The organism is Mucilaginibacter lappiensis (assembly GCF_900155965.1).
GTDB lineage: Bacteria > Bacteroidota > Bacteroidia > Sphingobacteriales > Sphingobacteriaceae > Mucilaginibacter > Mucilaginibacter lappiensis.
Map to the genome: position 1 here is coordinate 304,691 of NZ_FTMG01000002.1, position 22,658 is coordinate 327,348.

Here is a 22,658-nt window from a genome sequence, read left to right on the forward strand (position 1 = left end):
TTTTGCACCAAACCAGGTATCCAATTGAAACCATCATGAGCTAAAGGTTCACAAACCGAAATGAGTAAAACGGCTCATGATAGCTTCATCGCTATTAAAAAACAATTTACCCTGATGAAAATCCTTATTTTAACCCACCGAGTGCCGTTTCCGAAAAACGGAGGCTATGCCATTGTGGTGTATAACACTATAAAAGGTTTGGTTGCGCTTGGGCATAAGGTATCATTGGTAGCGTTGAACGCCAAAAAATATAACGGTAACCCGCATGAGGTAACCGATGACTTGCTTACTAAGATAAACTATACTACCTATAATATTGACATCAGCATATCCATGCTGGATGGGCTGATAAACCTGTTCAGCAAAAAATCAAACGATATTGACCGATATTATGATGCTGAGTTTGAAAAACTATTAGTACGCGAACTTAGGCAAACGGCTTATGATATTGTGCAGTTTGAAGGCTTGTTTGTAACCCCCTATTTAGCAGCCATACGCAAACACTCCAGGGCAAAAATGATTTATCGCTCGCACAATATCGAGCACCAGGTATGGCAACGTCTGGCACAACAAAAAAGCGATCTGTTTAAAAAATGGTATCTGCGTATGCTGGCCCGGCGGGTAAAGGATTACGAGCTGCAACAGCTCAATAAAGTGGATGCCATTGCCGTTTTTACAGCCGAAGATAAGAATACCATGCTCTCTTACGGAACCACTATCCCGGTTGAAATATTCCCGGTAGGGATCGATCTTACCCAATACCGGCCCGATTTTGAAAAAACAGAATTTCCGAGTTTGTTTTTCCTGGGATCGTTAGACTGGCTGCCTAATCGCGAAGGCATAGAATGGTTTATTGATAATTTTCATAAAGACCTGACGGATGGTGACCTGCGCGTAAAGTTTTATGTGGCTGGTCATAATATTCCCGATCGCTTTGATGATTACGAGGTGATGGGTAAAATATTTATCCAGGGCGAAGTAGATGATGCCTATGAATTTGTAAACAGCAAAGCTATTATGATAGTGCCGCTTTTATCGGGCGGAGGTATGCGGGTGAAAATTGTGGAAGGCATGGCCATGCAAAAATGTATCATTTCCACATCTATCGGGGCCGAAGGTATAAATTTTGAAAACGGCACCAATATTATCATCGCTAATAACCAGGAAGAGTTTTATGACGCCATTGAGCGTTGCATTACCGATGAGGAGTATTGCCGAACCGTAGGCATAAACGCAAGAAAGTTGGTTGAGCAACAGCACGATGTAAACGCTGTGACTCATGATCTGGCGCAGTTTTATGAGAAACTTTGTTAGTCCTTGACCTTCAAATTACTCCTTAAAATCTGATGTCAAAAATCAAGGTTCATGGAGCCCTCAAAATTCCCGTCAGAATAATTACTTTTGCGCCATAAACGTAAACGATGAAGAATACTGCCTTAACAGCTACACACATTAAAGCCGGCGCCAAAATGGTGCCCTTTGCTGGTTACAATATGCCTGTGCAATATGCCGGGATAAACGCCGAACACGAAACTGTACGTAAAGCGGTTGGTGTATTTGATGTAAGCCACATGGGAGAATTTATTTTAAAAGGCGAACACGCACTTGACCTTATACAACGGGTAACCAGTAATGATGCCTCAAAATTATATGACGGCAAAGTACAATATTCTTGCCTTCCTAATGAGGACGGCGGTATTGTGGATGACCTGCTGGTTTACAGGCTCGACGAAAAAACCTATATGCTGGTGGTTAATGCCTCCAACATTGAAAAAGACTGGAACTGGATATCTAAATATAACACCATGGGTGTGGATATGAAAAACATATCAGACCGCACCTCACTGCTGGCTATCCAGGGTCCTAAAGCGGCTGAGGCTTTGCAAAGCCTTACCGAAGTTGACCTCGTATCTATGGAGTATTACACCTTTAACAGGGGGAAATTTGCAGGTGTTGATAATGTGATCATATCCGCCACTGGATATACAGGTGCGGGTGGTTTTGAGATTTATTTCGATAATCAATACGCCGATCAGATCTGGGAAGCTATTTTTAAAGCCGGCGAACCTTTCGGTATTAAACCGGTAGGATTAGGCGCACGTGATACCTTACGCCTGGAAATGGGTTTCTGTTTATATGGCAATGATATTGATGATGCCACTTCCCCATTAGAAGCCGGTTTAGGTTGGGTAACCAAATTCAGCAAAACATTTACCAATTCCGAAGCCCTGCAACAACAAAAACAAGCCGGTGTAAGTCGTAAGCTTGTAGGTTTTGAAATGATAGACAGGGGTATTCCCCGTCACGATTATCCTATTGTTGATGCTGAGGGTAATAACATAGGTAAAGTAACTTCGGGTACACAATCGCCATCGTTACAAAAAGCCATTGGCATGGGTTACGTAAATACAGAGTTTGCCAAAGAAGGCGCTGAAATATACATCAGTATCAGAGACAATAAAGTGAAAGCTAAAATTGTAAAGCCGCCTTTTTATAAATAGTCATTCTCTTCCGATCATTTAGTCATTAAGTCATTTTTTATTGGCTCCTTATAATAATGACCTAATGACTAAATGATATAATGACCAAATCACAAATGACTAAAAATTTAAACGTTTGCCTTACCCCGGCATTGCTGCCGCTTTATAATGTAGAAGAATACATTGTAGTGGTTATTGATATTTTCAGGGCAACATCATCTATATGTTATGGTATTGAAAACGGTGCTGAGGCTATTATCCCGGTATCACAGGTTGAAGAGTGTTCCGCGTATAGAGAGAAAGGGCTGGATTACTTACTGGCAGCAGAACGTGATGGAAAAGTAGTAGATGGGTTCGATTTTGGCAATTCGCCATTCTCCTACACTGCCGAAAAAGTAGTCGGCAAAACCATCGTACTAACCACTACCAACGGTACTCACGCATTACATTTATCGCTCAGCGCCAAGCGTATTGTTATTGGCTCATTTTTAAATCTTACGGCATTAAGTAACTGGTTAAAAACCCAGCACGAAAATATACTGCTGGTATGTGCAGGCTGGAAAAATAATTTTAACCTGGAAGACTCCCTGTTTGCCGGCGCTGTAATTGAACAGTTAAAAACGGAAGATTTTGTGTTGGACGATGCCGCCATTGCCGCTAATGATCTTTTTCAGTTAGGTAAAGATGATATTAACCTTTACCTCAAAAAAACATCGCATGGCGAGCGGCTTAAGAAACTGGGTATCGAAAAAGATATTGAGTTTTGCCTGCAGGTTGATATTACAACCGCAATCCCCGTGTTAGAGGGAGAGCGGTTGGTGAGGTTGGTTTAGGTAAGGTTCATCCAAAATTTAAACTTTGTCATTCTGAGCGACAGCGAAGAATCTATTCGTAGGCATGCAAATCGGCTAATAGATCCTTCGTTCCTTAGGATGACAAATTATTGCTGTTACTCCGTCTTTTTCACCCTTTTTCTCCAGCTTTTTAACATAAAATAAACAATCCCTGCAATTAGCAGGATAGGCCAAATGGAAATTATCCCAAAAAACAGGTTTTTTGAAAAGGTCCATCCAGTACTAATTGATGTTTTAAATTTATTGGTAAACTGATCATCAATATTCTGGGTAGTTGCTTTGGTATAAAAAGTAATATCTAAGGAACTGTAGGCTATTTGTTTGTTCAGATAATTTAACTGTCCCTGGGCCGACTCAATATCACTGCGGATCTCGGTTAGCTTATTTTCAATCTCCATCAAATCTGAGATCTTGGTTCCTTTTTTAAGTAGCTCGAGATACCGGTTCTCCAGGATCTTTTTATTGTCTAGTCGTGTTTTCATGTCGATGTACCTGGTGGTAACATCGCTTACAGTAATATTTTTGGTATCGATCTTATCGGCCGATGCAGATACCGAGTCAAGCAGGGAATCAAAGTACTTAGCCGGGATACTTACTTTTAAATTATACTCCTTACGGTTTATATCGCTGTTGGTGGTTTGATTGTCCTCGTCAACATAGCCACCATACTTTTTGAGCGATTGCAGGATCTTTTTGCGGGCAGCATTAATGTTACTGACCTCAAACTGAATAGTACCACTTTTAATGATCTTTTTTGTGGTGTCACGAACTTGACTCGGGCTAGTTGAATTGCCGGACGGTTCCGCAATGGCGATATCCTGCATAACAGGAGTTTTTTCAAGCGCTTCATCATCCGGTTTTACAGCTGGAGGGGCAAACGAAACAGCTTGTGCTTTTTCTTTTTGCTCTTCAGCTTTATGTCCACATGCCGACAAGGACAGTAATAGGGTAATTGAAATAAGATAAGCTTTCATAACAAGGCTAATTAATGTGTTACCATAAATTCTGATTAGCCTTGTAAAGTTACGCTAAAACAAAATTAAATTCCAAATAAATTTATTTATCAAAATTTAATTCTGTTTTATTTCTTTATTTCAGCTTTTCATTGTTCCTGTGCCGGTCGGCATCACGGATGCTTTTCTTTTCCATATTTTTCTCCAGCGCATCCGTGAGGTCAATTCCGGTTTGGTTAGCCAGGCATATCAGTACAAACAGCACATCAGCCATTTCATCTGCCAGGTTAACCTCTGTATCCGATTTTTTAAATGATTGCTCGCCATACTGTCTTGCCATAATGCGGGCCACCTCACCTACCTCTTCCATCAAAATGGCCGTATTGGTGAGCTCATTAAAATACCGGATACCCATGGTTTTTATCCACTTATCTACAAGATGTTGTGCTTCCTTAATTTCCATAAAAGAGTTTAAATATTTTTTAGTGATTGTCTTTATCCTTTGTATCCATAATGATGGTGACCGGCCCATCATTCACCAGGTTGATCTTCATATCTGCACCAAAAATGCCCGTGGCTATTTTTTTGTCTGTAAGTGTTTCCAATAATTTGATCATTTGTTCATACATCGGTATGGCTTTATCGGGCCTGGCAGCCTTAATAAAAGATGGGCGATTGCCTTTTTTTGTCTGTGCAAACAGGGTGAATTGTGATATAAGCAGAATGTCCCCGTCAACGTCGGCCAGCGCTTTATTCATTAATCCGTTTTCATCGCCAAAAACGCGCATGCCTGTAATTTTATTAGCCAGCCAATTTAAATCCTCTTCGGTATCGGCCTCCTCAATACCCAATAAAACCAGGAAACCCAGTTTAATTTCGCCTGTTATTTCGCCTTCAACTTTGCAGCTGGCCTCAGTAACGCGTTGTAAAACAGCTCTCATTGTTTCGAATTTTAAGGCAGCAAGTTAATTAAGAGTCAGGAATCAAGAGATAAGAAACAAGCTTTTTTATTTGGCTCCCGTCTTTTTCTTGTCTCTTGATTCTCATATCCTGTTTCTTATGCAACAAAACAGTTATTTTTTGCTCAAAAAAAACTAAGTTCGCAACCGCTATTATGTTTTTTAATTAATAGGTACATCATGACAACGAAAAGAGGCTTTACCACTACCATTTTACACGCCGACCGCTTAGGTAAACCAGAGCATGGCTCCTTACATAAACCCATACATACTTCGGTAACCTATGGGCACGAGGATGTGCAGGACCTGGTTGATATTTTTCAGAACAAGAAAAAAGGATACGCTTATTCGCGCCAGGGTAACCCTACCGTTACCGCTTTGGAGCATAAGGTAACCAATATGGAAAAAGGATTATCGTCTATTGCTTTTTCAACCGGTATGGCGGCAATTTCGGCAACGGTAATGGCGCTCATAAAACATGGCGATCATATTGTGGCCAGTTCATTTCTGTTTGGTAATAGTCGCAGCATATTTCAAACCTATATTGATCTGGGCCTGGATATTACTTTTGTTGATGCTACCGATGTTGAAAATGTACGCAATGAAGTTAGGGCCAACACCAAAATGGTGTTTGTGGAAACCATTGCTAATCCAGCTACACAAGTAGCCGATTTGCAAGGTATTGGTGAGCTTTGCACGCAAAAAGGGATCATATATGTGGTGGATAACACCATGACCTCGCCTTACTTGTTTAACCCTATTGATGTTAAAGCAAGTTTGGTGATCAACTCTTTAACAAAATATATTGGCGGCCACGGCGATGCGCTTGGCGGCTGTGTTACCGATACCGGTTTGTTTAACTGGAGCAACTACCCTAATATTTTCGAAACGTTTAAAAAACAGGTAAAACCCGAAACACTGGGCCTTACCCAGATCCGTAAAAAAGGATTGAGGGATGCCGGTGGTACCTTATCGCCCGAAGCTGCGCATACTATTGCTGTGGGAGCAGAAACATTAGCCCTGCGCTTAGAGCGTGCCTGCAATAATGCGTTGGCGTTGGCTCAGTATTTTGAAAGCCACCCGATGATCAAGAACGTATTTTACCCGGGTATCAAAAGTCACAAACAACATGAACGTGCCGGTAAACTGTTCAAAAAATTTGGCGGTTTAATGAGCATCGAGCTGGATGAAAGCATTGATTGCCTGGCTTTTTTAAATAAGCTGAAACTGGTTGTAAAATCAAGTAACCTGGGCGATACCCGTACACTGGCTATCCCGGTTGCTCAAACCATATTTTTTGAACTGGGTGCCGATAAACGCGCCGAAATGGGTATCCCCGAAACTATGATCCGCCTGTCGGTAGGTATTGAAGACCTGGAAGACCTGATGGCTGATTTTAAAGAAGCTTTGGGATAGGAGCAAGGATTTAAGGAGCAAAGAATAAGGATACCATTTTTAAAAAAGATAGGGATGAAAAACCATTGTAAAAGTTCAGTCCTTGTTCTTTTTGTCATTATTCTTTGCTCTATCATAGTTTCTTGCCTCTCCTCCTGCCGCCGGCATGACCGGGTTATCAATACCTCTTTTTACTTCTGGAAAACGGTTTATAAAACTAACGCAACTGAAGCGGCCTGGTTAGGTCATTTTCATACACCCAGGCTTTATGTACGCATGATGGATGTGGATATGGACGAAAGCGGTGTAATTCCTATTCCGGTATCGCCCATAACTTTTCAGAATAAATTGCCGGATACGGTTGAAATAGTGCCAGTAGTATTCATTGTAAACAATATCCTGAAAGTAACAACCCATTCGCAGCTTGATGCCCTGGCCGGTAATATCGTTCGCTTTGTAAACGGTAAAGTGCAGCAAGCGGGCAAAACCACATTTAGTGAACTCCAGATTGATTGCGACTGGACATCATCCACCCGCGAAAATTATTTTTACCTGCTTGGGCGGTTACGTCAGATAAAAGAGTTAAAAACAAAAACGATCTCTGCCACATTAAGGCTTCATCAAATAAAAAATCAAAAAGGAAGTGGTATTCCTCCGGTAAACCGTGTTATGTTGATGTGTTATAATATGGGTAATTTGCGCAAGTACGGACAGCAAAACTCTATACTTGATATGAGCGAACTAAAAAAATACCTGGGCGATAACGTGAAAGCCTACCCCATACCTGTTGATGTTGGTCTGCCCCTTTTTAGCTGGGCTGTTGCTTTTCGTGATCAGCAGTATATCGGGATATCCAAAAGAGTACACCTTGCCGATCTGAACGATACGGCTCAGTTTATCATCCACGGAAATAATTTTTACATAGCCAAAACAAACCTGCCACAGTACGGGTTGAAAGCAAAAGATGAAATACGTTGGGAGGATGTTTCAGCAAAGAACATGCAGGCAGCAGCCGGGTATTTATCACCGCTGATTGAAGCAGATACCCTGAATATTATTTATTTTCACCTTGACGAAGCTATTTTAAAAACCTATACCTATGAAGATCTGGAGAAAACTGCTCATCTGTTCCGTTAGTTTAATCGTTTTCTTTTTTGCCGAAATTGCTATCAATATTGCCTGCGGTGGCGAGGGCGATCCTTATGATTATTATGTTTCTTTTTTTCATAATGACATACAACGTACGCAAGAGTATAAACCGTTTTACTTTACCTCCTACAGTTTTTTATATGACGATGAAGAACAGGTAAGCGAGGCTACCCTCAACTCCAGAGAATGGGCGGCGTATTTAGGCCATGGGGTAAAGACCGAAGATGTTGAAAAAGCGATGTATAATTTAAAATACAATGCTGATAGTACTTTATATAACGGATATTTAGATGGAAAAGGGCCGCTGCCCGATAGTTTAAAAAGTAATACCTTCTTACAAGCTCTGGCCTCCAATAAAAGCGCGCTAAGTTACTATCAGTTCGCTAAAGGCGTTGAGCCTGTAGCAAACGTCAAATCTGAATACTGGAATCCAAAAGAAATGGATACCAAGGCGCTGAAGGAAGACGGTGAAGAAGCATTATCAAATGCCAATACCCAAAAGGATAAATTTATTAAGCTGAGGTATTTATACCAGGCCCAGCGCCTGCTACACTACGGAAAGTATTATAAAGAAGCCGCCGATGTATACGATAAATACCTGGTTAATTACAAAACAGACAGTCATGTAAAAGGCTGGACGCTAGCTTTAAGGGCTGGCGAATCACGGTGGCTGGGTGATACGGTGAATTCGGCGTATCTGTTCTCAAAAATATTTGCGGCGTATCCCGAAAGGCGCGTTCAGGCTTACCGTAATTTTAATTATATGCGGGTAAAAACAGCTGCTGTTTTAGCATTGGCTGCCAATAAAAACGAGAAAGCAGTTATTCATGCCATTGATGGTTTTAATGACCCTGCCCTTAATATCAATCCATTAAAAGAGGTTTATGAGTATGAGCCATCCTCGGATATGGTAGGTGTGCTGCTTATTCGCGAGATTAATAAACTGGAGGAACAATATGTGAGTACAACACTGACCCCAAGCCCGGCAGTGTCAAGTTATTATCAGACTATGCCCGATAGTAGCAAAAATAAAGCCTTAGCGCACATTAAACAACTGGAAAGCTTTTGCCAAAAACTATCAGCAGAAAAAAAATACCCGGAGTCAAGCCTTGGCAACCTTGCACTGGCTTATTTAGCATGGATGCAAAAAGACACTAAATCCGGACTTGGATACCTGGCAGCGCTAAACAGCGAAAAGTTAAGTTCAAAGTTTAACGATCAAAAACAGATTATACAGCTATTGCTTACCGCGCAGGGCATACAGCAATACAACGAAGTAAATGAAGCTACCCTGCTGCCGTCATTAAAATGGCTCGATGATAAAGTAGCACATGAAATCAAAAACAACACCGCGTATAATTTGGGCTACTATGGTTTATCGCCATTTGCCATAACGGCCCGCAATTTTTACCAGGACATCATGGCGCCAGCCTACTTAAAACAAGGCGACTCCAGTAAAGCAGCCATCGCCATGTTACAGGGCGATGCAAGCGGAAGTAATGTTACCGAGGCCAGCAGCGAGACAATCAACTATTGGCAAAACTATCTCCATTCATCGGCATTAAATAAAATAATTGCCTGGAAAAAAACACCTCCCGCAAATCCTTATCTGCATTTTTTAACACAAAAATTGGGTCGTTACAGTAATGGTGACCTGTATGAACTATTAGGTACGGCATATTTGCGCGAACATAAATATGCTGAGGCTGCTAATGCATTAAAAATAGTAAACAACAAAAAGCTGAGTGCATTTCCAACTAATTTTTACGATGAAAAAGCAACGGGTTCGGATCCATTCATAAGCCAGATGCCCGATTATCCTAAATTGTTGTTAAATAACAACGAAAAAGGGTATAATAAACGGCAGTTTGCACAAGCTATGGCCGGGTTTCAAAAACAAATCAAGGCCGACCCTAAAAATGCATCAGCATATTATTTTACAATGGGTACAGCTTTGTATAATACCTCTACTTATGGCAATGCCTGGTATTTGATCAGTTATAACTGGTCATCGACAGATTATGGTCGCAAGTCATTATATTATTATGATGCCGACTATATAAAAACCACCAATGCCGAAAAATACTTTTTAAAGGCAAGGCAATTAAGCACAAATGCCGAGTTTAAAGCCAAGTGTACATTTATGGCCGCCAAATGCAGGCAAAAGCAAATCAAGCTGCCATCCTATTCTGACTACCGGGATTATAACTACACCAAGCTCCAGGATGATGAAAAGAATTATGATAAAGCTGTACGGCGCAATCCGTACTTTGCAGAGCTGCAAAAAAGCTATGGCAAAACAGCCTACTATAAATTGGCGGTAAATGATTGCAGTTATCTGCGGGATTTTTTGAAGGTAAGTAAAAAGTAGAATATTAATGTCATGCTGAACGGAGTAAAGAATTTATTTTGCATCATTCGAAAATAGATCCTTCGTTCCGCTCAGGATGACAACCCTTTTTTATCTTATTTCTTGATTCTTAGCTCTTGTTTCTCGGCCTAGGCCCTGGTATCGTTACCATGATAAATGCTCAGGTAGCTTTCATAGCGGGATAGTTCTATTTCGCCGTTTTCCAGGGCTTCCAGTACGGCGCAGCCGGGTTCGTTAATGTGACGGCAGTTGTTGAAGCGACACTCGTTCATACGTTCGCGCATTTCTGGGAAAAAGTGGCCCAGTTCCTGTTTTTCAATGTCAATAACGCCTAACTCGCGGATTCCGGGTGTATCAATAATAAAGCCGCCTTGCGGCAACTCAAACATTTCTGCAAAGGTGGTGGTGTGCATGCCCTTGTCGCTCCATTCAGATACCATGTGGGTACGCAGGTCAAGACTCGGTAGCAGGCTATTGATGAGGCTTGATTTACCCACACCCGAGTGGCCCGAGAACAACGTTACCTTATCTTTCAGCAGCTCTTGTACCTGGTCGATATTGGTACCATCCAGCGCCGAAACCTCAAAGCAAGGATAGCCGATATTTTCATATATCGATTTATAGTCGGCCAGGATTTCCAGGCCCTCGTCACTAAACAGATCGAGTTTGTTAAATATTAATCGTGCGGGGATATCATAAGCCTCGGCAGTAACCAGGAAACGGTCGATAAAGCCTAAGGAAGTTCGGGGCGATGCCAGGGTAACCACCAGCAGGGCCTGATCGAGATTAGCCGCGATGATCTGCGCCTGCTTACTCAGGTTAATCGCCTTGCGGATAATATAGTTTTTACGTTGATGCAGATTAGTGATCACGCCGTTTTCGCTATCGGGTTCCATTTCAAAATCAACTATATCGCCAACCGCTACGGGGTTGGTAGTCGTGATATCCTTCATCCTGAATTTACCCTTAATGCGGCAGTCTATACGTTGCCCATCGGGTGTTTGTACCTGGTACCAGCTTCCGGTTGATTTGGTGATTAATCCTTGCATATTATTAACCCCAAAAATAACAATTAATTAGCCATTGCTTTATGTAATGAAGCAATGCTGGCCAATACCACGTTATTCATAGCAGAAAGACGTGCTCTGGTCATATGGCGTGCGTTAATATCCAGTACTCCCCGGCGCTTTTGTTTATATTGTTTAATAAGGTATTCAGGATCACTGGGGTAATGATAAATAGCATTGAGCAATCCGCTTTTAGACCTAAAATGTATATTACACATCTTATAACTATAGTGATTGTTCCAGCAATTTATTTGAACAGAAACTACCATATAAAACGGAACTCGATATAAATTGGGTGCAAGACTATATTCAAGTATGCCCTGGCATACAACGCTACCCTTAACATTATTACCTTGGGTAGTATCGGCCTGATGGGCTACATAATAGCTGTTAAACCATTTTTTAGCCATGGTGTCCAGGCTTATACTGTCCCGGCCTTTCACCTCTATGCTATCCGTATATATTAGTTTATCATTAATTACCGGAAGGTTATAAACTATAGAATCCTTAGCTTTTTGGGCAAAGCACGTTTTTGCAATCAGCAGCATTAAAATAAGAAATAGGGTTTTGCTCATAAATCAAGAGTAATTATATAAAAAATAAAATAATCCTTGCTATTTAAAAAATAATCTACTTACTTTACGGACATTATATATGACACTTAACAACACCATTATTACCATTATTATTACCACCGGCATAAACCTCGGAGGAAGATAATCGTATGGTGTAAAAACATAAAAAAAGAAACCAAATGAAAGCCTTCCTCCGCAAAGAGGAAGGCTTTTTTGTTTAAACATTATTGACACTAAACCATAAATGAAAGTTCTAAAATTTGGCGGTACATCCGTAGGATCAATAGCAAGCATCCAAACTCTTTTAAACATCCTGGGAGATGAATTTAAAAACCAGGAAAAACCGGTAATCGTACTATCGGCCATGGGCGGTGTAACCAACCTGCTGGCCTCAATGGCTGAGGATGCTGCCGAAGGCAAGGAATTTACCGCGGCACTGGCCGACCTGGAAAAACGCCATTTTGATGTGGTAAAAAGTTTGTTAGATGTGCAAAACCAAAACCCGGCGTTTACCCGGTTAAAAATTCACTTTAACCAGTTGGAAGAGCTGCTGCAAGGGGTACTGACCCTCCGTGAACTGACTCCCAAAACGCGCGACCAGATCCTGAGTTTTGGCGAACGTTGCTCTACCATTATGGTAAGCAAAATAGCGGCCCAGCATTTTAAGGATGTGCTTTTTGTTGATGCCGTCGAAGTGATCAAAACTGACAGCGCCTTTGGAAATGCCAAAGTGAACACCGAACTATCTGAAATGCTGATCCGTAACCTGTACGAGGCTAACAAAGATAAAATGCTTATTGTAACCGGCTTTATAGCGGGTAACGATGCCGGGCAAACCACCACCCTGGGCCGTGGCGGCAGCGATTATACCGCGGCTATATTCGGCTCGGCGCTAAATGCTAAAGAGATACAGATCTGGACAGACGTTAACGGCATGATGACCGCCGATCCGCGGATGGTGAAAAAGGCTTTCTCCTTAACCGAGCTTACCTATACCGAGGCCATGGAGCTTTCCTACTTTGGCGCCAAGGTGATCTATCCGCCAACTATGATCCCGGCTTTCCTGAAAAAGATCCCTATCGTGATCAAAAATACTTTTGAGCCCGAGTTTGAAGGCACCGTGATCCGCCATGATTGTAAGGCATCAAGCCTGCCTATCAAAGGTATTTCCTCCATCAATAATATCAGCATCCTGAATTTGGAAGGCAGCGGCATGGTAGGTAAATCTGGCTTTAGCGGCCGTTTGTTCTCGCTGCTGGCACGTGAGCAGATCAACGTGATCCTCATCACCCAGTCGTCATCAGAGCATAGCATTACCTTTGCGGTGCAGCCACAGGATACCGAACGCGCTAAACAGGTAATAGAGCAGGAATTTGAACTGGAGCTGGCCGCCAAAAAGCTGGAGCACCTGGTGATCGAAAAGAACCTGGCCATATTGGCTATTGTGGGCGAAAATATGAAACAAACGCCGGGCATGTCGGGCAAATTGTTCCATGCGCTGGGCCGTAACGGGGTTAACGTACGGGCCATTGCGCAGGGTTCGTCGGAGTATAATATCTCTGTGATCATCTCGGCTAATGATCTGTCCAAAGCCTTGAATGCCGTTCACGATGCCTTTTTTGTGCAGCTCACCAAAACGTTGCATGCCTTTTGCCTGGGTACCGGCAATATCGGTAAAACCCTGTTTAACCAATTGAATGCCCATAGCCAGTACCTGAAAGACAATAATGGCATACAGGTAAAAATAGCGGGCATCAGCAATACCCGTAAAATGACATTCAACAGCGACGGCATATCGCTGGATACCTGGCAGGATGATCTGCAGGCTTCACCCTACGAGGCCGATCTGCAAGGCTTCATCAGCAAAATGAAAGAAATGAACCTGCCTAACTGCGTATTTATTGATAATACCGCCAGCCCGGTGCCGATAGGTTTTTACGAGCAGGTTTTTAAAGCCAATATTTCGGTGATCACCTGTAATAAAATAGGTAACTCCGGCAGCTACCAGCAGTACCGCACCTTTAAGGATACTGCACGTACCCATGGTGTCGACTTTTTTTATGAGACTAACGTAGGTGCAGGCCTACCGATCATCAACACACTGAAAAACCTGATGAACAGTGGTGACAGGGTACAACGCATCGAGGCTATCCTTTCGGGTACCATCTCCTTCATCTTTAATAATTTTAAGGGCGATGCCAATTTCCATGATGTGGTAAAAGAGGCACAGGAAAAAGGCTATACCGAACCTGATCCTCGCGATGATTTGAGCGGCAAGGATTTTATGCGCAAAATGCTGATCCTGGCCCGCGATGCCGGTTATGCCATGGAAGAAGCGGATGTAGAGATAGAAAGCGTACTGCCCCAAGCCAGCCTGGAAGCAAAATCGGTAGACGATTTTTACGCTACGCTAAAAACAGAGGATGCTCATTTTGCTAAACTAAAAGACCTGGCAGAAAAAGATGGTAAAGTGCTGCGCTATATAGGTAAACTGGAGAATGGTAAAGTAACAATCAATCTGCAAATGGTTGATGAGAACCATCCATTCTATATGTTATCAGGCAGTGATAACATTATATCTTTTATCACTGACAGATATAAAGAACGCCCGCTGGTGGTAAAAGGCCCTGGTGCAGGTGCTGAAGTAACAGCAGCCGGTGTATTTGCTGATCTGATTAATTTGGGCGTAGCCCCCTAACCCCCTGAAGAGGGAACTATAGTTTATAAATCTGGCTTTAAAGAGCTAAATAGGTTGAAAAAAATGGAAGATAATAAAATACAAGAAGTACAAATCCCCATGCAAGTGGCACCCCCTTCAGGGGGCGGAGGGGGCATCCACGTTTTTGCCCCGGCAACCGTCGCCAATGTTGTTTGCGGTTTTGATGTACTGGGTTTTGCCGTGAATGAACCGGGCGACGAGGTGATCATGCGCCTGACCGACAAACCCGGTATCACTATCAGCAAAATTACTGGTGATGATGGTAGACTGCCGCTTGATCCTGCTAAAAACACGGTGAGTGTAAGCGTGCAGCATTATTTAGAAAGCGTTGGTCGTACCGATGTTGGATTGGATATTGAACTGCACAAAAAAATGCCGATAGGCAGCGGGCTGGGTTCCAGTTCGGCCAGTACAGTTGCTGGTTTATTTGCTATTAAAACGCTGCTGGGCGATGAATCTGACCCGATAAACCTGTTGCCCTTTGCTATGAAAGGCGAGGAAATGGCTTGCGGTCAGGGTCATGCGGATAACGTTGCCCCGGCTTTGTTTGGAGGCTTTGTATTGATACGCAGTTATGAACCGCTGGATGTGGTAAGGCTGCCCCATCCTAAAGATCTTTATTGCGCCATCGTATTCCCCGATGTGGATGTGCCTACCCGGGAAGCCCGGCAGATCATCCGAAAAAACATTCAGATGAAAGATGCGGTAACCCAATGGGGCAACATTGCCGGGTTGGTAAGCGGTTTATTTATGCAGGATATTGACCTGATAGGTCGCAGTATGAAAGATGTACTGGTGGAGCCTGTACGTTCCATGCTGATCCCCGATTTTTATAAAATGCGTGAAATAGCCATGGGCATGGGGGCGGTAAGCTTCGGTATCTCCGGCTCTGGTCCATCTGTTTTTGCATTTACTAAGGACGAGGAAACAGCCACGCTCATCACCCAAAAACTACAGCAACATTTAACCGGATTGAAAATTGGTTCGAACACTTATGTGTCTACCATCAATGATGCAGGTCCGAAGGTAATAGCGAGGTTTTGAGGTTAAGTCAAAAGTGAAAATTCAAAATTAAAAAAGTATAAGGTTGTCACCCTGAGCCCGTCGAAGGGCGTGCGCAGAGGCCTGCCCACCATGCTTCGACAAGCTCAGAATGACAGCCACTTTTGTCATCCTGAGGAACGAAGGATCTAATCGTCAAATAGATGCTTCACTCCGTTCAGCATGACAAATTGATAAAATAAAAAAATTAAATAAATCCGAGATCGAACATCCGAACTCCGAAATCATAAAAAATGAAACTCTACAGTACCAACAACACCTTATCAGAAGTATCCTTTAAAGACGCGGTTTTTAACAGCATGCCGCAGGATAAAGGTTTATATATGCCATACAGTATCCCCCGTTTAGATGCGGATTTTATCAATAACCTGGATAAATATTCCCTGCCTGAGATTGCTTTTAAAGTAGCGCGGAATTTACTGGGCGATTCTATACCAGAAGCTGATCTGAAAGCGCTGATCGATGATGCCATCAACTTCCCGGCCCCTGTGGTAAAACTGGATGATAACGTGAATGTGCTGGAGCTTTTTCATGGCCCTTCGTTGGCTTTTAAAGATTTCGGCGCCCGTTTCATGAGCCGGGTGATGAGTTACTTTTTAGAGGAAGGCGAAAAACAACTGGATGTACTGGTGGCCACCAGCGGCGATACCGGTGGGGCAGTAGCCCTTGGTTTTTTGGGTGTGCCTAACACCCGGGTAACCATATTATATCCGCAGGGTAAAGTAAGTGGTGTACAGGAGCAGCAGTTAACCACCAACGGCCAAAACATCCGCGCGTTGGTGGTTGACGGTACCTTTGACGACTGCCAGGCTCTGGTGAAACAAGCATTTACGGATGCGGAGCTGAATGAGAAATTCCGTTTAACATCAGCCAACTCGATCAATATAGCGCGTTTGGTACCGCAAACCTTTTACTACTTTAATGCCTACGCGCAGTTATTAAGACAAGGTGTTAAAAAAGTGATCTTCTCGGTACCGAGCGGAAACTTTGGTAACATAGGCGCGGGTTTACTGGCCTGGAAAATGGGTTTACCTGTCGAAAAATTCATAGCAGCGACCAACGATAATGATACCGTTCCGGAGTTTTTAAAAACAGGTATTTATCAGCCAAAGCCATCGGTGGCTACCCTATCCAACGCTATGGATGTGGGTAACCCAAGCAACTGGGTACGCATAGCCGATCTGTTTAAGGATGACATGGACGAGTTGAAAAAACTGGTTGTCGGCTTTAAATATAACGACGAAGAAACGCTAAAAGCCATTAACTGGGTGTTTGATACCTATGGGTATGTAGTGTGCCCGCATACGGCTATAGCCAGGCAGGCATTGACCGATTATCAACAGGATCATAGTAGTGTAGATACCGCTGGTGTTTTCTTATCAACAGCCCATCCCTGCAAGTTCCCGGATGTTTTCAGCGAAGCCATAAGCGCTAAGATCGAGATACCGGAACAGGTGAAAGAGCTGCAGCATAAAACCAAACTGGCCGTGCCTTTGAGTAAGGATTTTGCGGATTTTAAAGCGTATTTGTTAGGAGCTGAATAAATAGGAAACAAAAATGTCATCTCGAACGAGGAGAGATCTTTTGCACCAGCCTAAACAATGTATAAGATTTTTCGCTTTGCTCAAGAGATAGTTTCTCACTCGTTCCTCGTATCGAAATGACAGATACGAGGGTTTATATGATGAAGAATGACAAAGTTGTTAATGAATAGCTTCTAATGCTATATTTGATCAATGAATATTAATAAAAAAGCAATCTTACTATTCTGTGTAATTGCCCTGTCTTTTGCGGCTTGTAAACACCATACCAAGTTCGACCGCGAAAATTGGGATTATGGCGATGGCCTGGAATTTCCCAACAGGGATAACATGCTTGATGATTTGTTGAAAAGCTATAAACTTAAAGGGTTAAAATATCAGGAAGTGATTCACCTGTTGCACCGTCCGCAGCTAAGTAATACCACCGAAATGGTGTATGATATTGATGAGATAAGCAAAAAGGGTAAAACAATTTATGTCAAAAAACTGATCCTTTCCCTGAAAGATTCGGTGGTTACAGATGTTAAAGTTTACGAACATTCTGATAAAAAGAAATGATCAATACCATCATATTTGATCTGGGTGCAGTTTTGATTGACTGGAACCCGCATTACATGTATCGTACCCTGTTTGCCGATGAGCAAGAAATGAAAGATTTCCTGGCAACGGTTTGTACACCCGACTGGAACGAGGAGCAAGATGCCGGCCGCTCCTTACGGGAAGGTACCGAACTATTGGTGGCTCAACATCCGCAGTACGAAGCCCATATCCGCGCGTTTTACGGTCGTTGGGAAGAAATGCTGGGCGAAGCCTTTCATGATACGGTTGAGTTGTTCAGGAGGCTAAAAACGGGCGACAGGTACAAGATATATGCGCTCACCAACTGGTCGGCCGAAACTTTTCCGGTGGCTTTGGCGCGTTATGATTTCCTGGGCTGGTTTGATGGTATTGTGGTGTCAGGTGTCGAGAAGATGCGTAAACCGGCGCCAGAATTTTACCAGATCCTGCTTGATCGTTACCAAGTTGACCCACAGACAGCCCTGTTTATCGATGATAACTACCGCAATATATTAGCCGCTGAAAAAATCGGCATTAGATCCATACACTTTACTTCGGCCGCAGAGTTGGAAAAGGAATTGGAAGCGTTGAAGTTGTTATAGAATATTTGGAGACCTATTAAGTTTCAAAAACTTCGTAGGTCTAAGAGCGCATTCTAAAAAAAATGTCATTTCGACGAACGCGGGGGCTGTGGAATAGGGTAAGGAGAAATCTTTTACGCCATACATGCAGCTTGTCGGGTGTAAAAGATTTCTCCTCGCCCCACTTCTCTACCCCACTCATTGCTCGTTCGAAATGACACTGGTTTTTATACTTACTCTCTAAACGCCATAAAAAGAAAAAGGCTTTGGAAAATCTCCAAAGCCTTTTTACATATTGTTCGTTATCGCAGATTAAGCACCACCGTGTTGTTCTTCGTGAATTTCTTCCTGGTGGAACAGTTTAGCGCTTAAAAAATCATTGTTCATACGAGCAATGTTGGTCAGCTTAATTTCTTTAGGACATTCCGCTTCGCAGGCACCGGTGTTGGTACAGTTACCAAAACCTTCTTCGTCCATCTGAGCTACCATGGATTGTGCACGACGGTAACGCTCTGGCTGGCCTTGAGGCAACAGACCTAACTGCGTGATCTTGGCCGATACGAAAAGCATGGCCGAAGCATTTTTACAGGCAGCAACGCAAGCGCCGCAACCAATACAGGTAGCGGAGTTAAAAGCCTCGTCGGCTATAACTTTTGGGATCGGGATGGCATTACCATCAGGCACACCGCCAGTATTTACCGATACGTAGCCACCAGCTTGTTGTATCCGGTCAAACGCAGCACGATCAACTGCCAAATCTTTTACGATAGGGAAAGCTGCCGCGCGCCATGGCTCAATCGTGATTGTTTCACCATCATGAAAGCTGCGCATGTGCAGTTGGCAGGTGGTAACAGCACGTTTTGGGCCATGCGGGTGGCCGTTGATATATAAAGAACACATACCGCAAATACCTTCGCGGCAATCGTGATCAAAATGTATGGGCTCATCACCCTTCAGGGTAAGACCTTCGTTAACCACGTCAAGCATTTCCAGGAATGACATGTCAGGCGAAATACCTTCGGCCTTGTAGGTCACAAATTTGCCCGCTGTTTGAGCGTTTTTCTGGCGCCATACTTTAAGCGTCAGGTTCATATTTCCGTTCATTCTTTCTAGATTTGAGATATGAGATATGAGAATTGAGACATTTGTTTGTTTACTGGTTCAATAACATCTTTTGAAATGCATAGTTCATTTTTTGCAATTCTTCAATCTGTTTAAGCAAGTCATTCAACAAATCATCTTTTAATAAATTTAACTTATTTGATATAACCAATTGTGTTTGTAACTCATAAGCAGAACCATTAGCTATACCTAAAAAGTTACAGAACTCCTTTTTTGAATTTCTGCCGGCTCCTTATGCAATATTTGAAGAAATTGAAACTGAGGCCCGTCTGATCTGACTGGTTAATCCAAACCGTTCATCGGCTGGGTAACTTACGGTCGCTTTATATACATCTACCGCCAGATCAATCGCTTTTTGCCAAATTTTCAATTCCTTTAGATTATGCATGGTTTAGATATGAGATTTTAGATGTGAGGTATGAGAGCTTTATCTGTTTCAAGTAGTATATTTTTTGTCTCAAATCTCATATCTCACGTCTCAAATCTATCTACGCGTAATTCCTTTGTGATAAATGTACCGATTCAAATACCAGTTGCTCTTTGTGCAATTCTTCGGGTTGGTTTTCACCTTTAAATTCCCATGCTGCAACAAATGCAAAATTCTCGTCATCGCGTTTTGCCTCACCGCCCTCGGTTTGTGATTCTACCCGGAAGTGACCACCACATGATTCACGGCGCATTAAAGCGTCATCAACCATCAGTTCGCCCAGTTCAATAAAATCGGCAACACGTCCGGCTCTTTCCAGCGAAGCATTTACTTCTTCGTTTTCGCCAACAACTTTGGCGTTTTTCCAGAAATCAACCTTTAAGGCTTTTATCAGTTCTTTGGCTTTTATCAATCCTTCTTCAGTACGGGCCATGCCGCAGTATTCCCACATGATATGACCCAGATCGCGGTGATAAGCTTCGGCAGTTTTGGTACCATTCAGCGCCAGTAATTTATTAACGTGCTCAATAACTTCTTTTTTGGTTTGCTCAAAGGCGGGGTGGCTGGTATCAACCTTTTTAGGGCCGATGGTAGCCAGGTAATCGCCAAGGGTATAAGGGATCACAAAGTAACCGTCAGATAAACCCTGCATTAAGGCAGATGCACCCAGGCGGTTAGCACCGTGATCACTGAAGTTACATTCGCCCAAGGCATAAAGCCCTGGTACATTGGTGCTTAAATTATAATCAACCCAAAGGCCGCCCATGGTATAGTGTACGGCAGGGTAAATACGCATTGGTTGTTTGTATGGGTTCTCATCGGTAATCTGTATATACATATCAAACAAGTTACCATACTTGGCAGCTACGGTTTCTTCGCCCAGGCGCTTAATGGCATCGGCAAAGTCAAGAAACACAGCAAAACCTGAGGCCCCCACACCACGACCATCCTCCACCATTTCTTTAGCGTTACGTGAAGCCACATCGCGTGGAACCAGGTTACCGAAGGCAGGATATTTGCGCTCCAGGAAATAATCACGATCGTCTTCTTTAACCTGATCGGCCTTCAGCGTGCCTTTGCGTAATTGCTCGGCAATAGCGGCTGTTTTAGGTGCCCAAACACGCCCATCATTACGTAATGATTCAGACATCAGCGTTAATTTCGACTGATGGTCGCCGGATACCGGGATACAGGTTGGGTGAATTTGAGTATAGCATGGGTTACCAAAGAAAGCGCCTCGTTTGTGGGCCCTCCAGGCAGCCGTTACGTTTGAACCGATAGCATTGGTCGACAGGTAGAACACATTGCTGTAACCACCTGTACATAATAGTACCGCGTGACCTGCATGTGATTCAATTTCGCCGGTGATCATATTACGGGTAACAATACCTTTGGCGTGACCATCAACCACAACTACGTCCAGCATTTCGGTGCGGGTATACATTTTTACTTTACCTGCATGTATCTGGCGGTTTAATGCCGAGTACGCGCCTAATAGCAATTGTTGTCCTGTTTGACCACGGGCATAAAATGTACGTGATACCTGCGAACCACCGAATGAACGGTTATCGAGTAAGCCGCCGTATTCGCGGGCAAAAGGAACACCCTGTGCCACGCACTGATCAATAATATTTACAGATACTTCGGCCAGGCGGTAAACGTTTCCTTCACGGGCGCGGTAATCGCCACCTTTAATAGTATCGTAGAATAAACGGTAAACGCTGTCACCGTCATTCTGATAGTTTTTTGCTGCGTTGATACCACCCTGCGCTGCAATAGAGTGTGCGCGTCGCGGGCTATCCTGAAAGCAAAAAGATTTTACGTTATAACCCAGCTCGGCCAGTGAAGCCGCAGCCGATGCCCCCGCTAAACCGGTACCTACAATAATAATATCGTATTTACGCTTGTTGGCCGGGTTAACCAGCTTCAGGTTAAATTTATGCTTGCTCCATTTTTCGGCTAATGGGCCTTGAGGAATTTTAGCATCTAAACTCATTTCTCGTATAATTTATATTAGTGAGTGGCTGATATTACTCAGCCTAATCCAACTTAATCAACCAATTACCCTTTGTGCATAAAAAAGTAATACACAGGCATGAGGGCAAAACCCAAAGGAATTATCACCGCAAAGAACCATGCGCCAATGCCATATACTATAGGTGTATACTTACGGTGTACCCATCCCAGGGTGCGAAAAGCACTTTGGAAACCATGCAACAGGTGAAACGACAAGGCGCCCATGGCTATTACATAGATCAATACATACCAGATGTTACCAAAAACATGTGCCACACGTGCATGCAGATCTTTTACCCTTACTATCTCCACATTGTTTTCGGTAGAAACGGAATGGTTGAAATCGGCAGATACCGGTGTATAGTCTGCTACGGTAGTTTGGTCTGTAGCCAAATCTGTACGGTACTCTTTAAAGGCTACCTCGTTGGTATATTTGTATTTATACCAAAAATCGCTCATGTGTATCACCAAAAACACAAACAGGATAGAACCTAATAAGCCCATGTTTTTTGATGACCAGCTGGTGTCTGATTTTGCTGCTACCGCGTAACCAACCGGGCGTGCCTTCCGGTTTTTTACCGTTAAAATAATGGCATACAGCGCGTGTACCAGGATAGACAAGTACAGGATATATGCGATAACTTCAATCGGTGGAAAATGTGTCAGGAAGTTAGCATACACATTAAACCCAAAACCATTATCGTTCTTAAACAACAGCAGGTTGCCTCCAAGGTGTACAATTAAAAAAGTACACAAAAACAAGCCTGTTAAAGCCATGATCAGCTTTTTTCCCAGTGATGAGTTAAAGGTTTGTTTAAATTCGCTCATT

General features: G+C 43.0%; 19 protein-coding genes and 1 pseudogene. 11 read left to right on the top strand and 9 right to left on the bottom strand.

The features are described 5' to 3' along the window. The first annotated feature begins 60 nt into the window (after positions 1-60). The 3 genes from BW976_RS05485 (at position 61) to BW976_RS05495 (ending at position 3,313) form a co-directional block, all read left to right on the top strand. On the top strand, positions 61-1,314 hold the full coding sequence (locus BW976_RS05485) for a glycosyltransferase family 4 protein (RefSeq protein WP_084192079.1): 1,254 nt from the start codon (positions 61-63) through the stop codon (positions 1,312-1,314). Positions 1,315-1,421: 107 nt separating this feature from the next. Then, positions 1,422-2,501 carry a glycine cleavage system aminomethyltransferase GcvT gene (gene gcvT / locus BW976_RS05490; protein ID WP_076371230.1) on the top strand — a complete coding sequence of 360 codons (1,080 nt, stop codon included), beginning with the start codon at positions 1,422-1,424 and terminating at the stop codon, positions 2,499-2,501. Between the two features lie 95 nt (positions 2,502-2,596). Then, complete coding sequence (locus tag BW976_RS05495) at positions 2,597-3,313, top strand: 2-phosphosulfolactate phosphatase (RefSeq protein ID WP_076371872.1); 717 nt, start codon at positions 2,597-2,599, stop codon at positions 3,311-3,313. 116 nt (positions 3,314-3,429) lie between these two features. Here BW976_RS05495 and BW976_RS05500 read toward each other — a convergent pair whose 3' ends face one another. The 3 genes from BW976_RS05500 to dtd all read right to left on the bottom strand — a co-directional run bounded on the left by BW976_RS05500 (position 3,430) and on the right by dtd (position 5,228). Then, on the bottom strand, positions 3,430-4,308 hold the full coding sequence (locus tag BW976_RS05500) for a DUF4349 domain-containing protein (RefSeq protein WP_076371232.1): 879 nt from the start codon (positions 4,306-4,308) through the stop codon (positions 3,430-3,432). Positions 4,309-4,423: 115 nt separating this feature from the next. Beyond that, entirely contained in the window at positions 4,424-4,750 is a 327-nt protein-coding gene (locus tag BW976_RS05505) for a nucleotide pyrophosphohydrolase (RefSeq protein WP_076371234.1), read from the bottom strand. 19 nt (positions 4,751-4,769) lie between these two features. Beyond that, positions 4,770-5,228, bottom strand: coding sequence for a D-aminoacyl-tRNA deacylase (dtd, locus tag BW976_RS05510; RefSeq protein ID WP_076371236.1), 459 nt, complete (start codon positions 5,226-5,228; stop codon positions 4,770-4,772). A gap of 198 nt (positions 5,229-5,426) precedes the next feature. Here dtd and BW976_RS05515 point away from each other — a divergent pair, with 198 nt between their 5' ends. From BW976_RS05515 to BW976_RS05525, 3 genes are read left to right on the top strand one after another with little or no spacing between them, the layout of a single operon-like run. Then, positions 5,427-6,662, top strand: coding sequence for a cystathionine gamma-synthase family protein (locus BW976_RS05515; protein ID WP_076371238.1), 1,236 nt, complete (start codon positions 5,427-5,429; stop codon positions 6,660-6,662). A 54-nt stretch (positions 6,663-6,716) separates the two neighbouring features. Further along, complete coding sequence (locus BW976_RS05520) at positions 6,717-7,778, top strand: hypothetical protein (RefSeq protein WP_076371240.1); 1,062 nt, start codon at positions 6,717-6,719, stop codon at positions 7,776-7,778. Then, the gene (locus tag BW976_RS05525; RefSeq protein WP_076371242.1) at positions 7,741-10,161 is read left to right on the top strand and encodes a hypothetical protein; all 2,421 of its coding nucleotides are present in this window, start codon (positions 7,741-7,743) and stop codon (positions 10,159-10,161) included. Before BW976_RS05520 ends, BW976_RS05525 begins: the two co-directional genes overlap by 38 nt. A 128-nt stretch (positions 10,162-10,289) precedes the next feature. On the opposite strand, the gene rsgA is transcribed toward BW976_RS05525, so the two are convergent. Together rsgA and BW976_RS05535 are read right to left on the bottom strand one after the other, a co-directional pair. After that, positions 10,290-11,210, bottom strand: a complete 921-nt coding sequence (gene rsgA / locus BW976_RS05530; protein WP_076371244.1) for a ribosome small subunit-dependent GTPase A — start codon at positions 11,208-11,210, stop codon at positions 10,290-10,292. Between the two features lie 23 nt (positions 11,211-11,233). After that, positions 11,234-11,803, bottom strand: coding sequence for a DUF4468 domain-containing protein (locus BW976_RS05535; protein WP_076371246.1), 570 nt, complete (start codon positions 11,801-11,803; stop codon positions 11,234-11,236). Positions 11,804-12,047: 244 nt separating this feature from the next. On the opposite strand from BW976_RS05535, the gene thrA reads away from it, so the two are divergent. The 5 genes from thrA to BW976_RS05560 all read left to right on the top strand — a co-directional run bounded on the left by thrA (position 12,048) and on the right by BW976_RS05560 (position 18,285). Next, the gene (gene thrA / locus BW976_RS05540; RefSeq protein WP_076371248.1) at positions 12,048-14,501 is read left to right on the top strand and encodes a bifunctional aspartate kinase/homoserine dehydrogenase I; all 2,454 of its coding nucleotides are present in this window, start codon (positions 12,048-12,050) and stop codon (positions 14,499-14,501) included. 99 nt (positions 14,502-14,600) lie between these two features. Further along, entirely contained in the window at positions 14,601-15,566 is a 966-nt protein-coding gene (locus BW976_RS05545; protein ID WP_076371874.1) for a homoserine kinase, read from the top strand. Positions 15,567-15,817: 251 nt separating this feature from the next. Next, positions 15,818-17,128 (top strand): threonine synthase, encoded by a 1,311-nt coding sequence (thrC, locus tag BW976_RS05550; protein ID WP_076371250.1) that lies wholly within the window; start codon positions 15,818-15,820, stop codon positions 17,126-17,128. 192 nt (positions 17,129-17,320) lie between these two features. Continuing rightward, the gene (locus BW976_RS05555) at positions 17,321-17,683 is read left to right on the top strand and encodes a hypothetical protein (protein WP_076371252.1); all 363 of its coding nucleotides are present in this window, start codon (positions 17,321-17,323) and stop codon (positions 17,681-17,683) included. After that, a complete protein-coding gene (locus BW976_RS05560; protein WP_076371254.1) occupies positions 17,680-18,285 on the top strand; it encodes an HAD family hydrolase in 606 nt (201 codons plus the stop codon). Before BW976_RS05555 ends, BW976_RS05560 begins: the two co-directional genes overlap by 4 nt. A 291-nt stretch (positions 18,286-18,576) precedes the next feature. On the opposite strand, the gene BW976_RS05565 is transcribed toward BW976_RS05560, so the two are convergent. From BW976_RS05565 to BW976_RS05580, 4 genes and pseudogenes are all read right to left on the bottom strand, one after another. Next, entirely contained in the window at positions 18,577-19,368 is a 792-nt protein-coding gene (locus tag BW976_RS05565; RefSeq protein WP_076371257.1) for a succinate dehydrogenase/fumarate reductase iron-sulfur subunit, read from the bottom strand. Between the two features lie 49 nt (positions 19,369-19,417). Continuing rightward, positions 19,418-19,774: pseudogene (locus BW976_RS05570) on the bottom strand (four helix bundle protein). Between the two features lie 100 nt (positions 19,775-19,874). Continuing rightward, positions 19,875-21,809 carry a fumarate reductase/succinate dehydrogenase flavoprotein subunit gene (locus BW976_RS05575; RefSeq protein WP_076371259.1) on the bottom strand — a complete coding sequence of 645 codons (1,935 nt, stop codon included), beginning with the start codon at positions 21,807-21,809 and terminating at the stop codon, positions 19,875-19,877. Positions 21,810-21,874: 65 nt separating this feature from the next. Beyond that, positions 21,875-22,657: a succinate dehydrogenase cytochrome b subunit gene (locus BW976_RS05580; protein WP_076371261.1), complete on the bottom strand. Its 783-nt coding sequence runs from the start codon at positions 22,655-22,657 to the stop codon at positions 21,875-21,877. Position 22,658: the final 1 nt, after the last annotated feature.